This window comes from Streptomyces sp. URMC 123 (assembly GCF_051386515.1).
In the GTDB taxonomy this organism is placed as follows: Bacteria; Actinomycetota; Actinomycetes; order Streptomycetales; family Streptomycetaceae; genus Streptomyces.
Genome location: NZ_JBPQTV010000002.1, coordinates 40518 through 55592, shown reverse-complemented (window position 1 = coordinate 55592; position 15075 = coordinate 40518). Strand labels below are relative to the sequence as shown.

The 15075-nt window shown below is 63.1% G+C and carries 15 protein-coding genes; 1 reads left to right on the top strand and 14 read right to left on the bottom strand.

What is annotated here, in order from left to right:
• Positions 1–74: 74 nt before the first annotated feature.
• The 4 genes from ACSNOD_RS00770 to ACSNOD_RS00755 form a co-directional block, all read right to left on the bottom strand.
• Positions 75–5879, bottom strand: a complete 5805-nt coding sequence (locus ACSNOD_RS00770) for a transglycosylase SLT domain-containing protein (protein WP_436764707.1) — start codon at positions 5877–5879, stop codon at positions 75–77.
• Positions 5880–5887: 8 nt separating this feature from the next.
• Positions 5888–6181 (bottom strand): hypothetical protein, encoded by a 294-nt coding sequence (locus ACSNOD_RS00765; protein ID WP_436764706.1) that lies wholly within the window; start codon positions 6179–6181, stop codon positions 5888–5890.
• 113 nt (positions 6182–6294) lie between these two features.
• The gene (locus ACSNOD_RS00760) at positions 6295–6579 is read right to left on the bottom strand and encodes a hypothetical protein (RefSeq protein ID WP_436764705.1); all 285 of its coding nucleotides are present in this window, start codon (positions 6577–6579) and stop codon (positions 6295–6297) included.
• 75 nt (positions 6580–6654) lie between these two features.
• Positions 6655–7581, bottom strand: coding sequence for a hypothetical protein (locus tag ACSNOD_RS00755; protein WP_436764704.1), 927 nt, complete (start codon positions 7579–7581; stop codon positions 6655–6657).
• A 79-nt stretch (positions 7582–7660) separates the two neighbouring features.
• Here ACSNOD_RS00755 and ACSNOD_RS00750 point away from each other — a divergent pair, with 79 nt between their 5' ends.
• Positions 7661–7972, top strand: a complete 312-nt coding sequence (locus ACSNOD_RS00750; protein WP_436764738.1) for a GNAT family N-acetyltransferase — start codon at positions 7661–7663, stop codon at positions 7970–7972.
• Here the strand turns inward: ACSNOD_RS00750 and ACSNOD_RS00745 are convergent.
• From ACSNOD_RS00745 to ACSNOD_RS00700, 10 genes are all read right to left on the bottom strand, one after another.
• Entirely contained in the window at positions 7959–8342 is a 384-nt protein-coding gene (locus ACSNOD_RS00745) for a hypothetical protein (protein ID WP_436764703.1), read from the bottom strand. The two genes, ACSNOD_RS00750 and ACSNOD_RS00745, sit on opposite strands and share 14 nt — an antisense overlap.
• Positions 8339–8668 carry a hypothetical protein gene (locus tag ACSNOD_RS00740; protein ID WP_436764702.1) on the bottom strand — a complete coding sequence of 110 codons (330 nt, stop codon included), beginning with the start codon at positions 8666–8668 and terminating at the stop codon, positions 8339–8341. Before ACSNOD_RS00740 ends, ACSNOD_RS00745 begins: the two co-directional genes overlap by 4 nt.
• Positions 8668–9000 (bottom strand): hypothetical protein, encoded by a 333-nt coding sequence (locus tag ACSNOD_RS00735; RefSeq protein WP_436764701.1) that lies wholly within the window; start codon positions 8998–9000, stop codon positions 8668–8670. Before ACSNOD_RS00735 ends, ACSNOD_RS00740 begins: the two co-directional genes overlap by 1 nt.
• Positions 8997–9371 carry a hypothetical protein gene (locus tag ACSNOD_RS00730; protein WP_436764700.1) on the bottom strand — a complete coding sequence of 125 codons (375 nt, stop codon included), beginning with the start codon at positions 9369–9371 and terminating at the stop codon, positions 8997–8999. The genes ACSNOD_RS00735 and ACSNOD_RS00730 overlap by 4 nt, the downstream gene beginning before the upstream one ends.
• 38 nt (positions 9372–9409) lie before the next feature.
• Positions 9410–10279, bottom strand: coding sequence for a hypothetical protein (locus tag ACSNOD_RS00725; RefSeq protein ID WP_436764699.1), 870 nt, complete (start codon positions 10277–10279; stop codon positions 9410–9412).
• 323 nt (positions 10280–10602) lie between these two features.
• Positions 10603–11202, bottom strand: a complete 600-nt coding sequence (locus ACSNOD_RS00720) for a hypothetical protein (RefSeq protein WP_436764698.1) — start codon at positions 11200–11202, stop codon at positions 10603–10605.
• A gap of 42 nt (positions 11203–11244) precedes the next feature.
• Entirely contained in the window at positions 11245–12738 is a 1494-nt protein-coding gene (locus ACSNOD_RS00715) for a phage portal protein (RefSeq protein ID WP_436764697.1), read from the bottom strand.
• A gap of 22 nt (positions 12739–12760) precedes the next feature.
• Positions 12761–14323, bottom strand: a complete 1563-nt coding sequence (locus ACSNOD_RS00710; RefSeq protein WP_436764696.1) for a hypothetical protein — start codon at positions 14321–14323, stop codon at positions 12761–12763.
• Between the two features lie 12 nt (positions 14324–14335).
• Positions 14336–14776, bottom strand: a complete 441-nt coding sequence (locus ACSNOD_RS00705) for a hypothetical protein (RefSeq protein ID WP_436764695.1) — start codon at positions 14774–14776, stop codon at positions 14336–14338.
• A complete protein-coding gene (locus tag ACSNOD_RS00700) occupies positions 14776–14958 on the bottom strand; it encodes a hypothetical protein (protein ID WP_436764694.1) in 183 nt (60 codons plus the stop codon). Before ACSNOD_RS00700 ends, ACSNOD_RS00705 begins: the two co-directional genes overlap by 1 nt.
• Positions 14959–15075 lie beyond the last annotated feature (117 nt).

The window sequence follows — 15075 nt, the reverse complement described above, 5'->3', positions numbered from 1 at the left end:
GGCATAGAACACCTCGTCTGATTCAGGCAACAGAAAGGCCCCGACCGATCGACCGGGGCCTTTGCTGCTACCGCTTACATGCCGTACATGGTCTCCACATACTTAAGTCCGCGAATCACCGCCTGAGCAGTGTCTTCACTCTTGGCCTCATGGATATGGATCTCGTAACGGGAACCCAGAAGGTCTCGGGTTTCCCCGTGGTTGTAGACCCGCTCACCGCCACGGAAATTGATCAACTCCGGCCCCTTCTCGCCAACGAGGGCAAGGCCAGGAGACGCATAGTTGGTCCCTGTCCAATAGCCCTTCGGCGGCTTGCTGGGGTCGGCCTGCTGAACGTTCGAGATGTCCTTGTAGCGGGCCTTGATGTAATTGATCGCGGCGGCGATGTTCGCAACCGGGTCAAAGATGTCCCACGACGTACCCGACTGGTGATACGCCTGGAACGTCGAAGGAATCACCTGCATCAAGCCGCGAGAGGCGTTGCCGGCCTTGGCGTTGGAGTCCCAATCGTTGACCGCCCTCGCGTTGCCTCCGGATTCACGACGAATGATCGTCGCGATGCCGTCGGCCCACTTGGAACCGCTTACACCGGTGAGGCTCATGGCCTTCGCGATCGCCTGAGCGATATCACTATCGACTCCGCCGCCGAGCGTCCCCGAGAACTTCGGGATGCTGCCCGGCCAGGCGTTGAGGACAGGACCGTCGGTCAAGCTGTCCCCACCGGTCGGCCGAAGGGCCGCCGTGGCGTTTCGCCAGTAACCGCAGGCCCTCTTCAGTGAGTTGGACTCGTTACCGCCGACGGTGTCATCGGCACCGGTTTTGATGTTGATGTGACCGTTACCCTGATACGTCAGCAGGTCTCCGGGTTGCGACTGGGAGACCGGGATGTGCCGCATAGCGGCGTTCCACGTCGCGACGGCCGGCCACCGGTTCTGCGGCGCCCCCTTCGGCGAGCCTCCGTAGGACGCGTTCGCCCCTGCCTTGTCCACGACGTACGAGACGAAGTCCGCGCACCAGGATTCGCCGGTGCCAAGGTTGTACTTGGCGCCACCCACCATCGGGGCCTCGTTGCGGTACTCATCCAGTGCGACCTTGACGACCTGGCCGCCGCCAGAGGTGTGGTCATCGACCCACCTGGTCCACTTCTCGGCCCACGGCTGGCCCTTCTCGAACCCTCGCGAGCTGAGGTCCCCGGAGACACCGAAGGATCGGGAAACCGTGTCGAGCATCGGCTTGACGACAGCCTTCCAGCCCGCCTGGAAAGCAGCGGTATAGCCCTCGTAGTCGTCATCCTTGTGCTTGGTGACCCAGTCCCCGCCGGCCTGCCCGGACCAGCTCCTCTGGCCGACGACGCCGCCGTTGGCGTAGACGTGACCACCCTTACGGGCCTGGTCATTCCAGCGCAGGATCGTGTCCGCGCCGAGCGCGCGAACAACCTCCGGACGAAGAATGCCTTCGCCCTTGGAGAGCATCGCCGGGACCGTATCGACGCCGGGCTGGTAACCCGGCACGATGCCACCGGTAGCGAAGTGCACCGGAGACAGGGGAGCCCCCGTGCCGGCGAGGTTCGCCATGGCCGACAGCATGGGGACTGTGCCGCGGTTGTAGGGACCGCTCACAGTGCTCCTGGTGGACGAGTCCACGTAGGACATGGCAGAGCGCCACACGTCCTGGATTCGGCCCGAGGCCGACTCGAAGAAGCGCTTGGTGTCGTCCAGGTTCGACCGCAGCCGAGTCAGCGAGCTGGACACCTGGGAGACCGCCGAGCCGACATCGGACTGAACGCCCGACCACACGGCGCGGCTGGTGCTCTCCAGAGCCCGTTCGGCCTCAGTGAGCGGGCCCTGCATGTGCTGAATCCAGTGCTGCTGAGCGGGCTTGATCCCGCTGTCCACGGCCGCGCGGACCTTGGCCGCCACCTGGTCCCAGTCAGCTGTGGCCGACGCGCGGTGAGCCTGTACGGCCTTGCTCAGGGAATCGAGCGCAGCCCGGATCTTTGCCGCCGCCTCCTCGTACGCTTCCGCATCGGGTACGGGAGCGTCACATCCCAACGTTGGGCTCACAGAAAGAGAGCCCTTCTTCGCGCCGGAGTTGAGCTGTCGGATCATCGAGTGTCCGAGGAATCGAGCCGCCTCCGGGCGGAGTACGGCTTCGCCGGGCGACAGCATCGCGTGAACGCGGTCGTTGCCCGGCGAGTAGCCGGGAACGATCCCGCCGTCCGCGAAGGCGAAGAGACCCTTGGTGTTGGGCATCAAGTCCCGCACGCGTACGATAAATTGGTCGAAGACCTCTTCGGCATATTCGGAGGGATTTGACCAGATCGCGTCAAGTAGACGGACCATCTCACGGACCTGATCGACCATTCCCTGGAACATCGACTTCACAGAGGACAGTGCGCCCTCGAAGAAACCGACTGGATCGCTGATCGCATCCTTCAAAGCGCCCAGGATCTCGGCTCCGGAGTCCCAGAGGTTCGTCACGAGATCCTTGAGGATCTGCGGGATCGACTTCACCAGATCGGTCATGAAGCGCGCTCCGCGCTGGAGCACGTTCCCTTCACCCTTCCAGATGTCGTCCCAGAAGAGCTGCCCGGCAGTGGGGGCGATACCGCCCGCGGCAATTCCGATCAGATTGCCGATGCCAGTCGGGGCCTTGGTCAGGAAGTCCGGCACCCGATGGAGAACGAAATCCTTCATCTTGCCGAACCGGTTGTTCACGAGTCGGCCGGCACCATCGCCACCGGCCTGAGTACCCCAGCGGCGTACATTGGTGCCGGTATTGCCGCCAATGGATTCACCGGCACCAGCCATGCCGATACCGGCCGTGAACGACCCGATTCCGGGCCCAACGTTCACGATGTCGTACAGCTCCTCCAGAATGGAGAGAGGCCATGTACCAGACTTTGAAGACCCCTTACCGGCCTTGCCCTTCGCATGGCGAGAAATCCGGCCTCGGGCCGCAGCAGCGTTCCAACTTTTGATGGTGTCGGAGCCCAGGGCGTTAGCGACCTCGGGGCGGAGAATTGCTTCACCCGGAGACAGAAGGGCGTGGTAGTTGTCTACGCCCGGCGCGTAACCGGGGACGATGCCACCAAGGGCGTGCTTGCTCGGGCCGGGCTTACGGTGCTTGCCGTTGCCGGCCCCGCCGAACCCGGTCAGCGCGTTGACCTCGGACAGCTTGCCGCCGAGACCGCCGGCCTTGCCTTCGGCCCCTTCGAGCGCGTCACGAAGGGTGCGGACCTTCGTAGTGATCTGACCGAGGGCCCGGCCGTTGATGTCCTTGATCTTGTCGTTCAGGTCCTTGGCCTGCGAGTAGGAACCCTTGACGGCCGGAGTCAAAGTCGAGGTGAACTTGTCCCGGATGCTGCTCAGCGAACGGCCGTTGAGGTCCTGCACCTCACTCGACACGGCGTGGACGCCCCGCTTCGCGGTGTCGGACTTATCCGCAAGGTACTGGACCTGCTGACGCACCATCCCCAGCTTGCCGTCGTTGAGGGCGTTCACGGCCTGGTGGACCTGCTTGATGCCGCTCTCAGCGGCCTGTGCCTTCTCCTTGAGCGCAAAAAGACTCTGGCCCAGCTCGCCTACCTTCGCCTGGTTGAGTTCACCTACAGACAGGCGAGTCTGGTCGATCTCGCGGTCAGCGCTGCTGGCCCGGCCGCGCACCGAAGTTCCGCCTTCGCCACCCAGCTCCGACGCGATCTGCGTCAGACGCTCCTGGTTCAGGTTGTGGATGCGGTTCTGGATCTCCTGGATCTTCTGATCCACCTGGCGAAGCGCTGCCTCGGCCTCGCTGGTCTGCACGGTGAGCTGTGTCGAGCGGCTATCCCGCCCGCGCATTCGATCCAGGCCCCGTCGAGCCAGGGAGCGGTCGTCGCCGTCGTGGTAGTCGGCGCGACGCTGCCGGTAGGTCTCACGGAAGTTGCCCCTGCCGGCCACGACACCCGAGAGGAACTGGTTGCCTGTCCGGACGGCTCCACGGGCGCCCTTCGCGAGGCCGGCGCCGGCCTTCACCAACGGCGAGAACGACTTCACGATCTTGCCGAAGGTTTTCGTCACCAGCCCAGCCGCCAGGGCGAGCGGGCCGAGGATGGCCGCGAGCTTCACGACCTGAGCCACGATGCCCTTGATAGCGGGGTGGTCGTTGAAGAATCCCTGAACCTTCTCAAGCGCAGTGATCAACAGATTGAGAGCCCGGACCAGGTTGCCGGAAAGACTCCCAGAGAGCTTTTGGAAGTCCGGGTCCTCGACCAGCTTGCCGAGACGGTCAGCTAGTTTGTGGGTGTTCTGCCCCAGCTCGGTCCACTCGAACTTCCCGGTGTCCTTGTTGAACTGGCCGAACAGCTTGCCCAGATTCAACTGCGCTTGTTCCTTGACGGCGGTGAAATGGCCACCGATGGAACCGGTGCCGAGTGCTTCCGCAGATCCCTTGACCCCTGGAGCGGTCTGGTAAGTCTTGATGAACTTGTCGAAGAACTCGCGAGAGTTCACGCCGCCTTGGGGGTCCTGAACTTCCTTGAGGAAATCAGGGCCACCCTTGTAACCGGCAATCTTGCCGATTTCGTTCATCGGGATACCAGTACCGCGGACGAACTGACGAAGGTACCGAGTGGAAAGCTTCCCCTGGTCCATCATCATGTCCGCGGCCATCATGCCGCCCTTGACCTTCTCCGGGCTGGTGACACCGAAGGAGGCCGCGTAGTCCGCGATGCCCTTGATCAGAAGCTCGGACTTCTTGAGGGAGTTCGAGGTCGAGTCGCCGTAGGACTCGAAGTTGCGGGCGACCTGCGAGAACTTGTCAGTCATGTCCTCCAGGGAGAACGGGGTGTGAACCGCGAAGTCCTGGATGGACTGGAGTCCCTTGGCGACTTCCTTCTGGTTGAAGCCGGCCCGGTTCAGGCCCTCCGAGGAGTAGAACTGCATATCGGCGGAAGTCGCGCCGATCTTGGTCACGTAACCGGCCGCGACAGCCAGCGGGGTGACGAGGTTCTGCGTGATGCTCCGGCCGACCTGCTCAAGGTTCTGACCGTACGTCTCGGTCGCCTGCCCGAGGGCCTTCCACTGGTCGCCGGCCGACCGCGTCGCGGTCCGGTGGTCTCGGTCCCACGTGGCGATCTGACGCCGGTTGGCGGCGATGGCGGAGGCGAACTCCGAGCGCTGCTGCTGGAGCCCCCGCAGCTCGTCCCGGAGGAAGCCCTGACGGGTCATGTGGGCGGCGCGCTCCTCGGCCAGGTGTCGGCGCCTAGCGGCAGCCAGCTCGCTTTCCGCGGCCTTCTGTTCGGCAGCGGCCTGACGAGCTTCCGCGGCTACCTGCCGCTTGACCTGACGCACCTCGGCCGCCAGGGCGCGTTCCTCGGTCCTCTCGGCCTGGACGCGGCGACGCGTCTCCGCCAGGCCCTCCCGCTGGAGCCGTGCCTTCTCCTGCTCCTGCTGCCGGGCCTCGCGAAGGGCCTCTTGCGTGGCCTGTCGGTTCACTCGAACCGTGTCCTGGATGGCCTTCCGGGTCGCCCTGGAGGTGCCCTCCTCAAGCTGCTCGCGCTGCTTGGCCAGGTTCCGATAGGTGCGGAACTGCTTGCCGGCCTCCTCACCGTGGAAGCGGGTGAGGGAGCGCTCGATCTGCCGGAGCTTGTTCGAGGTGTCAACGGCCTCCTTCTCCGTGACCTTTCCGGCCTGCTTCGCGGCCTTACTGGCCTGCGAGGCGATACCGGTGAAACCACGTCCCACGGCCGCCGAGAACGAACGCGCGGCCTGAGCGCCCATTCGTTCCATCTGGCGGGTAAGCTCCTGGCGCATCTTCGCCAGACCTGTCTTAGACAGTTCCGGGAAGATTTCGAGATAGCCGGACCCGACCTTTACAGGCGCCCTTCCTCGTGTAGCCATGCAGCCTCCTAGAAATTACTGAAGTGGGTGAAAAAATCAGCCACCTCTTCACCGGAGGCGAGGGCGAGTTGGGGTTTCGGCTCCTCAGCAACGCGACCCGGCCGGGGAAGTGGCTTCGGAGGTTCAAGGCCGTCGTCCTCCGTGGAGTTGGCCTTGATGAAGAGATAGTTTGACAACTCCAAGCCATCGCTGATCCGGGCAAGAATGTGATTGGTCTCGGTCCAAGAGGTCGCCTCGTCCAGGTCGAGGAGAAGGAGAGATTCACCCGGCTTCTTGAAGAGACCTTGAATGAGGACGTGCACGCGCCTCAAAGACATCCGCCCGCACCACAGGTCCAGTAGGTCAACCCCGAAGTGAGACAAGAGGTCTGCCTCTAGCGGGTCGCTGTGGTCCTGAAGGATGCGAGCGGTCTGGATCAGTTTCCCGACTCACCGAAGCCGGCAGCTTCGCTGACCAGATCCAGGAACTCGTTGAACTCGCCGATGGTGCACCGGAGGGCCTTGTACGTGGCCCACTGCTCCTGGCCGACGATCGCGCGAGCAATAGCACGCTCACCGCCTCCCTCCTCGATGACGTCGAGCACATCGTCAGAGAGATCCATCGGGGCCGGGATCACGAACGTCGCGCCCTTGAACTCGAACTCGGTAGCCTTGGACTTCGCCTCAGCAGCCTTAGCGGTGGTGTTCTTAGTAGCAGCCATGGGGGACTCCAGAAAATCGGGATGGGGTAGATGAGAGAGGGCGGGGATTTATCCCTCCCCGCCACGGGGAAGCGGCTACTTCGAGAGAGGAGCCTGAGCCTTGGTCTTAACGGTGAGGCTGTCCTTCGCGGTGATCGGGTGCTGCTTACCTGCCTGGACCTTGACCTCGTAAGTACTGTCGATCGGAGTGTCAGCAGCGACCGTGACAGGGATCTGGACCTTGCCAAGCGCGTCGGCCTGTCGGGCCGCGGAAGTGAACTTGTCGCCGTTCGGGCTGACCGTGACGGTAACGCTGTCGCCTTCCTTGAAGCCGACGCCAACCACGTCAAAGTGGCCGCCCTGCTCGACCTCGGCCGGCTGAAGAGTGACCTCGGTCCGGATGACCGGAGCATCATCCTTCACCTTGTCGTCGGTGAGGACGTAGCCAAGGGAGCCGGAGTGATCAAGTGCATCAATGGTGAGTTCAAACTTGCCATTCTCGGCACGCTGAAGCTGGATTGCGCCGCGATCAGAAATCATGGCACGACCGATGACACATCGGTATCGAACGGCCTTACCGTCAACGGTCTGAGACCAGTCCACGACGATAGCAATTTCGTTCAGTTCGGGGGTGGACTTGAGGTCCAGCCGCCACGTGCCAGCGATCGGCGTGACGCCATCCCCCTCCGTGGCCGGCACCCACTTGGCGCCGAAGAAGAGCTGAGTGGTCAGCTCGTTCGTCTCCATGAGGGTGGCCTTGATCTGAAAGGAAGCGCTCTTCACGTTGTAGAGAACCGGCACCGCGGACTGCCACACGTTTACTGGATCGGTCTCGATGGACGGGGTGATGGTGACACCGCCCTCGTCTACGTAACCGAGGGCCTTGAACTCCGAGTTCGATGCCATCGGGGTGCAGTCGCGGGGGAGCGCGGAGACCTTGTCCGCGTCGGCCACGTAAATCTCACCCTGCGGGGCGAAGCGAATCTTCTTCGCGTTACCGGAGTTGCCGGTCGGATCAGCCATAGGGGTCTCCTGAATCTGGGCATAAAAAAAGCCCCCATGGGGGGGCTGGTAAGGTGAGCGCGTGAGGAGTTACTACGTAATGCATGGTGGGCTTGCCACGGCGAGCATTTTGATTCCCTTGCGGCGAGGGAGCGGGGAACCAGCACTCATAACCGAACTCGTTGTACGGCCTGCCGAACGAGGAAAAGGACTCGGTACCGAAATCCTTAACCTGGTTTGCGCAGAGGCCGAAGCTGAAGGGATGGACCTAATGCTTTCGGTCGATCCCAGCCCGGGAGGATTGACCTTCGAAGAATTAGTTCAGTGGTACGAGCGGCACGGCTTCGTCGAACACATCGAAGAAGGCGAACCGCAACCAGGAATCATGATTCGGAGGTTTACGCCTCGGTGAGAAAAAGGGTGACCTCCCCCTGGTACGTGTGCTCCCGCGAGATCGTGTCGGGGAAGTAACGGGGGGAGATCCCGTCGGCCACGTCCAGAACCAGGGCCTCGCCGACGGCCCGGCCGGGCAGCTCCTCAAGCAGGGCCTCGCGCACGACGTACGCCAGCTCGGCCGCCGTCGAGCGGTCCTTCGCGTAGACCCGGTACATGATGTCGGCGCGGTCCATACGGGTCCGGACAGCTCGGAAGCCGCCGGCGTGCTCCAGGTAGACCGTGGTTTCGTCGGGCTCCCGGCCCACCAGGTCCCCGGTCATGAGGCCGGCCAGGTCCTCACGGGCCGACAGAAAGGCGAAGACGACAGAGACGGGATCGATCCTCACTGCTCCCTCGCCTTCATCAGTGCGTTCTTCAAGGTGTGGTTGCCGGGGTGGCGGCGACCACCCTTGTCCCGCCAGCCGTACTCGACCAGGAGCGCGTGACGGTCGGCCTGAACTGCCGAGTGAACGACGCCGTTTTCCTCCCAGGCCGTGATGGACAGGGAGCGGGCGTACATGTTCCACGAGCCCTTCCGGTTCTTCGGGGCGTCGCGTCGGGCCGTAGCAGTGATCTCGGAAGCCTTCTTGGACAGAAGCTTCGCTGTCTCGGCCGAGGACATCGCGCGCTCAAGGGCACGCTCGTTGAGGTCGAGCCTGAATCGAGCGGCCATCAGTGCTCCACTCTCCAAGCTCGAATGCGTACGTGCCGAAGGGAGAGGTGCCGCCACTCCAGCGGATCACCGTCCACTTCGTAGGTCAGTCCGTGGTACTCAACGCGGTCCGCGGAGTCCACGTCCGTTCCGGCCGGCAGGTAGACGAGAAGTCGTTCCTGGGCCGTCTCGCGCTCCGGGGAGCGGACCTCAAAGGCCCTGTCGGGCTGTACGCAGGCCCGGCCCTCAAAGATGGTCCTTGGGTTCTCCCAGTCGCGCTTCTTGGTGTAGGGCCCGTCCTTGGTGATCTCGGCTCGGAGGATACGGACCGGGGCGGTGAAGAGGTCCCTCATCGGCCCTCCACCGCGATCCCCTCCCAGGCCGGTGTGTCGACCTGGAGGGGAAGTGAGGCCAGCTTGCGCCGGTAGCGCTTGAGTGAGGTCCTGGCGGCAGGGGAGAGGGATTGCGTGGTGGCCGTGGAGCCGAACTCGACTGCCACGTCGCCAACCTTTTCCGACACGATCCCCGGAGACACGGCCAGCCAGCGGATGACCTCGGCGCAGATGACGGCCCGGATGCCGGGCGAGTCCTCGCGGTATCCCGATCCGCAATAGTCCGCCACGAGGGCGGAGGCGTCCGCGATGAACGCCTCCACCCTCGGCCGCTCGTCGTCCTCGATCTGGCGCCCGAGCCGAACTTCAATGTCGAGAGCGGTGATGCTCATATCTCACATCCCAACTTCGGGCACAAAAAAGGGTCAGGCTACTTCGAGGGGGTCACAGGGCTGCTGGTGACCTTCTGGTTGTGGGCCTTGATCGCGGCCTCCACGCCGGTCGCCACTACCATCTGCTCCGGTCGGATGACCTTGGCGTCGTAAATGACCCGGCTCTTGATCGCGTCCGTGAAGGACTTCTCAGGCTTGTACGCCTCCATCTGGGCGAACGGGATGACGAGGCTGGTGGCAGCGGTGGAGCCCATGAACATGTCCACGCTGTTCAGTGCGTCATGGCGCCGACCCTTCACGAGGGTGTTCTTGGCAGGGGCCTTGTTGCCCAGGGTGTTGGAGACTCGGACCTGGACGCCCAGGATGGAGCCGATGACGCCGGACGGCATGACCGCGTTGGAGCCCCAGTGGGAGGCGTCGATGAACTTGGAGTCGCGCAGGAGCAGCGAACGCAGACGCGGCGAGATGAACAGGTATCGGGAGTCCGGGGCGTTCTTGAGGTCAAGGTTCTCCAGCATGGCGACGACGTAGTCGTAGACACCGATCTCGGCGGCCGGGTCGAACTCGGCATCCTCAATCGAGTCCACCTTGCCGTGCAGGGCCGGCAGGCCCGACGGCGCGGCGTCTACGTCCTCCGACCCGTTCAGGTCCTTGCCTGCCATGGCGGCGAGCAGTGTCTTGGCCAGCATCCGGTCGATGGAGACGGCGGCCTGGCGGCCCCGCTGGCGGACCAGCTCAGACATCAGGTCGATGCCGCCCTTGGTCTGGAGCTGGTGAAGGGCGTCGATCTCGATGTGGAAGCTCGAACCCTTGGCGACGGTCATGGGGATGTACTCAAGAGCCGCGTGGTCCTTCTCACCGATCTCCCCGTATGCCTTCACCAGACCCTTGTCCGTCACGGTGTCCATGAAGTGCGGGATGCGAATGCGGTCACCCTCGCGCCGGAACTCGCCCTCATAATTCCGGTTCGTGATCTCCGCGGAACCGAGGATGAGATTGTCCTCAAGGTCCTGAAGAAGCTGAGCAGTCCAAAGCACAGGGACGAAAACGCCGTGACCCTTGATAACCGGGTCACCGCCCGAGGGGCCGCCAGTCAGAAGACCGGAGGCTGCCTGAGTGGTGAAGTCGTTACCAGCCATAAGTTACCTCTTTTGGGCATAAAAAAAGGCCCCGAAGGGCCTGTAGATGGAGAGGCTGGCATCACATCCCAACCTCATGGCAAAAAAAGAGATTAAATCTCTCCCCGCATGAGGGCGTCGCACTTACCCGCTGCGCGGGCTTCATTGATCTCCCTCGGAGACATGCGGGAAAGGTCCTCGCGAGTCAGCTGGCCGGCGGCCGGGCCCCCCTGACGACCCAAGCCGATGTTCTGCGCGTAAGACGCGCCAGAATCCGACTTAGGGAGGGACGAGACGAACGCCTCGATACGGGCGGAGTCCGGGTTACCGTCCTCGCCCATGAACGAGCTGAGGTTCAGATACTCGGCGCCAGGAAGAGCCGCCCCGGCCGCAGAGGAAGCGGCACGCAGCTCGGCGTTGACGAGCTTGGCTCCAACCTCGGAAAGGGCCGCCGCTCGCGCCTCCACCTTGGCGGCCTCAATGGCCTTCTCGACGTCAGTCATCTGGGACTGCCGGAATCCCTCAAGCTCCGTGGACGCCTGCTTGAAGCGGTCCTCGTTCTTGCGGGAAAGGGACTTCCACTTGTCGATCTCCGCCTGAAGTGCAGCCACGTCCGGCCGACCCTCACCGGCCGCGACGGTCTCGGTGGAAACCTGATCGTTCTGGTTCTCGTCCATGCGGATCATCCATTTCGGATCAAGCAGGGATGTCACATCCCAACCTTGTGGGTAAATAAAAAGCTCCCGTTTCGGGAGCTACCTCTCGAACCGCTGACGGTTCGCGTTGCCCGAGTTGCCTTGCGGGGGCTTCTGGGCATCCTTCTTGAGCTTGGCCTGAGACATAGCCGACTGGTCGTCAGCGCCCTGTTGGGCGATGGCAAGTTCCTGCTGCTGGGCCTGGGTCTGGTACTTGTCGGCACGCTCCATTTCGGTGCGAGCCTCCTCCTCAAGGAGCTGATCGAAGCGGGCGATCTGCGAGGGCGTGTAGCCCGCGTCCTGCCAGAGCTGCTGCTTCGGGACGGAGAGCTGCTGGAGCTTGAGAAGGGCGTCGATGTGCTGGGCCTCGGTGCGGTTCTCGGGGTCACGCCAGATGACCTCCGCGGCCTCGTACTCCTCCTGTGGGCTGCCCTTCTCGACCTCGATAGCAAGACGAATGATGGCCTCCCACGCCTCACCGAAGTGCAGCATCCTTTCTCGCGTCTTCGAGACCAGGCCGGCCTCGGCGGAGGTGATCGCGTCACCGCTCGGCGGCTGGCCGCCCTTAAGCATGTAGTGGAACGGGATGCGGCTGATGCTCGCCATGTGCTGAACGAGCATGTCTACCAGGTCCACGTAGTTGCTGAGGTCAGCAGCGGCGAACTGACCGAACGACGCGGCGGGGTCTTCGGCCTGGAGGAGCTTGTCCACCGCCACCTTGAACGGCTCGATGGGGTTACCGTTCTCGTCCTCCTGAATCTCCAGGCCCGTGACATACCTTTGTGGCCATGCCGCATATTCACTTGCCACGAGAGAGTCAGCGACCGTCTTGTTGATCGCATCCTGGATGGGGATGACCGTCGCCAGGTCCGACATCGGCTCGCCCACCAGACGGGCCCGGTTCTGGATCGGCACCACCGGGGGCCGGCCCAGGGGGTTCGGCTCTGTGCGGTCGATCGAGTAGCCGCCGATCTTCCAGTCCCCGGTGTAGACCTTGTCGCCCCACCACAGGGTGCAGAACTGTCGCCCCCAGTCGTCCACGTAGAACTTCGCTGCCGCCTCGATCTCGTGTCGAGAGCCAGGCTTGTACTGGACGACCATGTGCTCCGCGGACTCGATGGAGATGACAGCCTTGCCAGCGTCGTCGGCCCACACCACCGCGTAGGCGGCGCCCTGGATCATCGCGTCCAGATGAGCCGCGTTGGACTCGGAGTCCAGTCGGTTCCGCTGCCATATCTCGCGAGCAATCTTGTCCTCGGTTGGCTCCTCTGAGAGGCGGAAGCCGTCGATGAACATGCGCTCGTTGACGCTGTCGATGATCAACCCGCAGAAGTTGTCGTTCCAGCGCTCAAAGATGTGAGCGAACTCCGTCCGGTACTTGGACTGGGCGAACAACATCTTTTGGTGTTTGCCGTCGTAGTACTCGCCAAACCGCTTGAAGCGGCCGGATCGGGAAGCGAGCTTCGACGCAAGGTAGTCCATCCACATCTGTGGCGTGGACGGAGGGGAGAGAGTCCCTTGGTTACCCGGAGTGTCGAGCGCGGCAGTAGCCATCTGAGCCCCTTTCGAGCGGGGCTCAGAAACCGACTACCCGCCTCCGCTTGATCTGGAGACGACCATCAGCAATCGCGTCAGCGCGTGCTTCAAGTGCAAGTACGGCAGCCACCGCGAGGTCAATCTTTCGTTTGGATCGTGGCGAGTCCTTCGTAATGAGATCGCCTTGAGGAACTTCGCGGACAACCGCGTTCAGGACATGCCGAGTTAGCTCGGTCTCGCCAACATGGGAGAGGTCTCCGACCATGACGGCCGTGCGGAATCGCTCGACGGCCTGAACCATCCTGGTGGGCTTGTTGGTCCAGTACTCAAATACGTAGTCGTCGCCCCATTCGACCGCCCACCGGCCGATGTTCTCTTGCCACCAAGGAGGGTCCGCGTACATCCACTCAACTCGGTAGGTCTCAAAAGCCCGTTTCACTGCGGCTTCCACGGACAGCACGTCAACTTCCCAGTCGTCTGGGGCGTGATCGGGCCTGAGCCACTTTCCGAGCGTGAACAGCTTGGCGTCGTGCAGGCGAATGCCTACCAAGCCTGTGCCGTCTCCTCGGACACTCCCATCAAAGCCAATGGCTATCTGCTCGCCTGGTTTGATGTCGTTGACGCTCTGGCGGGCGTCCCACTCGGCCTTGCTCATCCAGCCGTCGCTGGACTCGGCGATCTGATTGAAGAAGAATCGACAATAGGTACTGTCCGGCGTCGTCCGGTCGTAGAGAATCGTTTTTGTTAGACCATCGATGTCCGCCCAGTGGGCGTCGCCGTACGCCTCGATGAGCGCGGCCCTGACCTTCTCCTCATCCCGGATGTCCTCGACCTCGATCGAGCCTTCCAGGCAGTCATAGAGCCAGTAGCCTTGCGCAACCATGTCGGACTCGTAGATGATCTGCGCTACAGAGTCCTCGTTCGGGTTGAACGCGTTGGTAGTCGTAACCCACCTTGAACCGGCCTTAGTTGTCTTTTCAATATTCCGCTTCAAGGTCTGGTAGAAGTCGGGACCTCCCGTGCTTCCCACCCAATGATGCACCTCGTCCATCACGCAAAACGATGGCCGGTTTCCTTCATTTGTTCGGCCGGCAGTGGCCTTCGGAGCGATCGAGCCAGGCTTGCCGGACTTGAACTGGACCATGGACTTGCTGATCTCCAGGCCGTATTCCTTCTCGGCCGGAGACTCCGAGAGCATTCCTCGGATCATGTCGAGCGTCTGCTGCGTCTGATCGAGCGCGGTAGCTCCGAGCTGAACCACCGGGAGCGGCACACGCTTTGCCACCGGCATCCCGGTCTCATCCCAGTGGGAGAAGCGGCAGGGCCCGATGAACTCCACGATCGCCAGCGCCGCGAGAAGCGGCGTCTTGCCCCAGCCCTTTGCCCGGCGCAGGGTGCCGGCCGCGTACTTCCAGGTCCCATCCGGATTGATGGCATAGAACCAGAGAACGAACCTCAACTGCTCCGGCGTGAACTTCCACGGCTCGCCCGCGGAGTCGCCGTCAGGCTGGACGATGTACTTATGAGCCCAACGGATGATCTGGTATCCAAGGGTCTCGTTCGGCGCCGGAACTCCCTTGGGCAGGTTGCCCGTTTGAGCCACGGCACATCACCTCTAACCCTTTGAAAGCAGCTTGAACAGCTCCTTATCCATGTCTTCATCCGAGAGCTTCTGGGGCCCTTCCTGGGCCTTCTCGACCTCAACCGACTTGTCGAACGACATGCGAAGCCTCGCCCTGTCCTCCGTCGTGGCGCCCCACTTACCGACCCGCTGACGGATCTCGCCGGCGTACTTCATGTCGCCCAGGTAGAAGGCGTCCACGAGCTTGGTGACGATCTCCAGCTCGGCCCAGTCGGTCTCCATCCAGTCCTCTGACTGAGGGGAGGAGGCCCAGGTCCGCCAGAAGCGTTTGGCCCCAGCCGTCGAGATTCCCAGGGCCTTCGGCAGCTCCCTGCCCTCCCCGGCCTGGCCGGAGAGCTTCCTCTCGCCGAGGGCGTGATCCTTGTTGCGCCGGACCGCGTTCGGGTTCGGTGCCGGCCCGCGTCGCGTCGCCATCAGATCGCCCCCTTCAGCAGCTCGGGGGACACGTCGTACAGCTCGCCCAGCTCCTCCAGCTCGACGGCCGCGGAACGGTGCCACTCGCGCTTGAGCGCGGCCTTCGAGGGGCGCCGGGCTCGAAGGTGGGCCAGCTCCTGGTCGTACTCGTCGGCCCGGGGGCCCCAGGCATTGAGGGTCATCGCATCATCACTCCATGCATGAACTAACCTGGCCTCCGAAGAGACCGGGCTGGGGGCTCGGTGAAAGAGCTGTCCGGCAGGCGGCTTGTCGGTAAGCTGGCACGAGGCCCCCGGCCC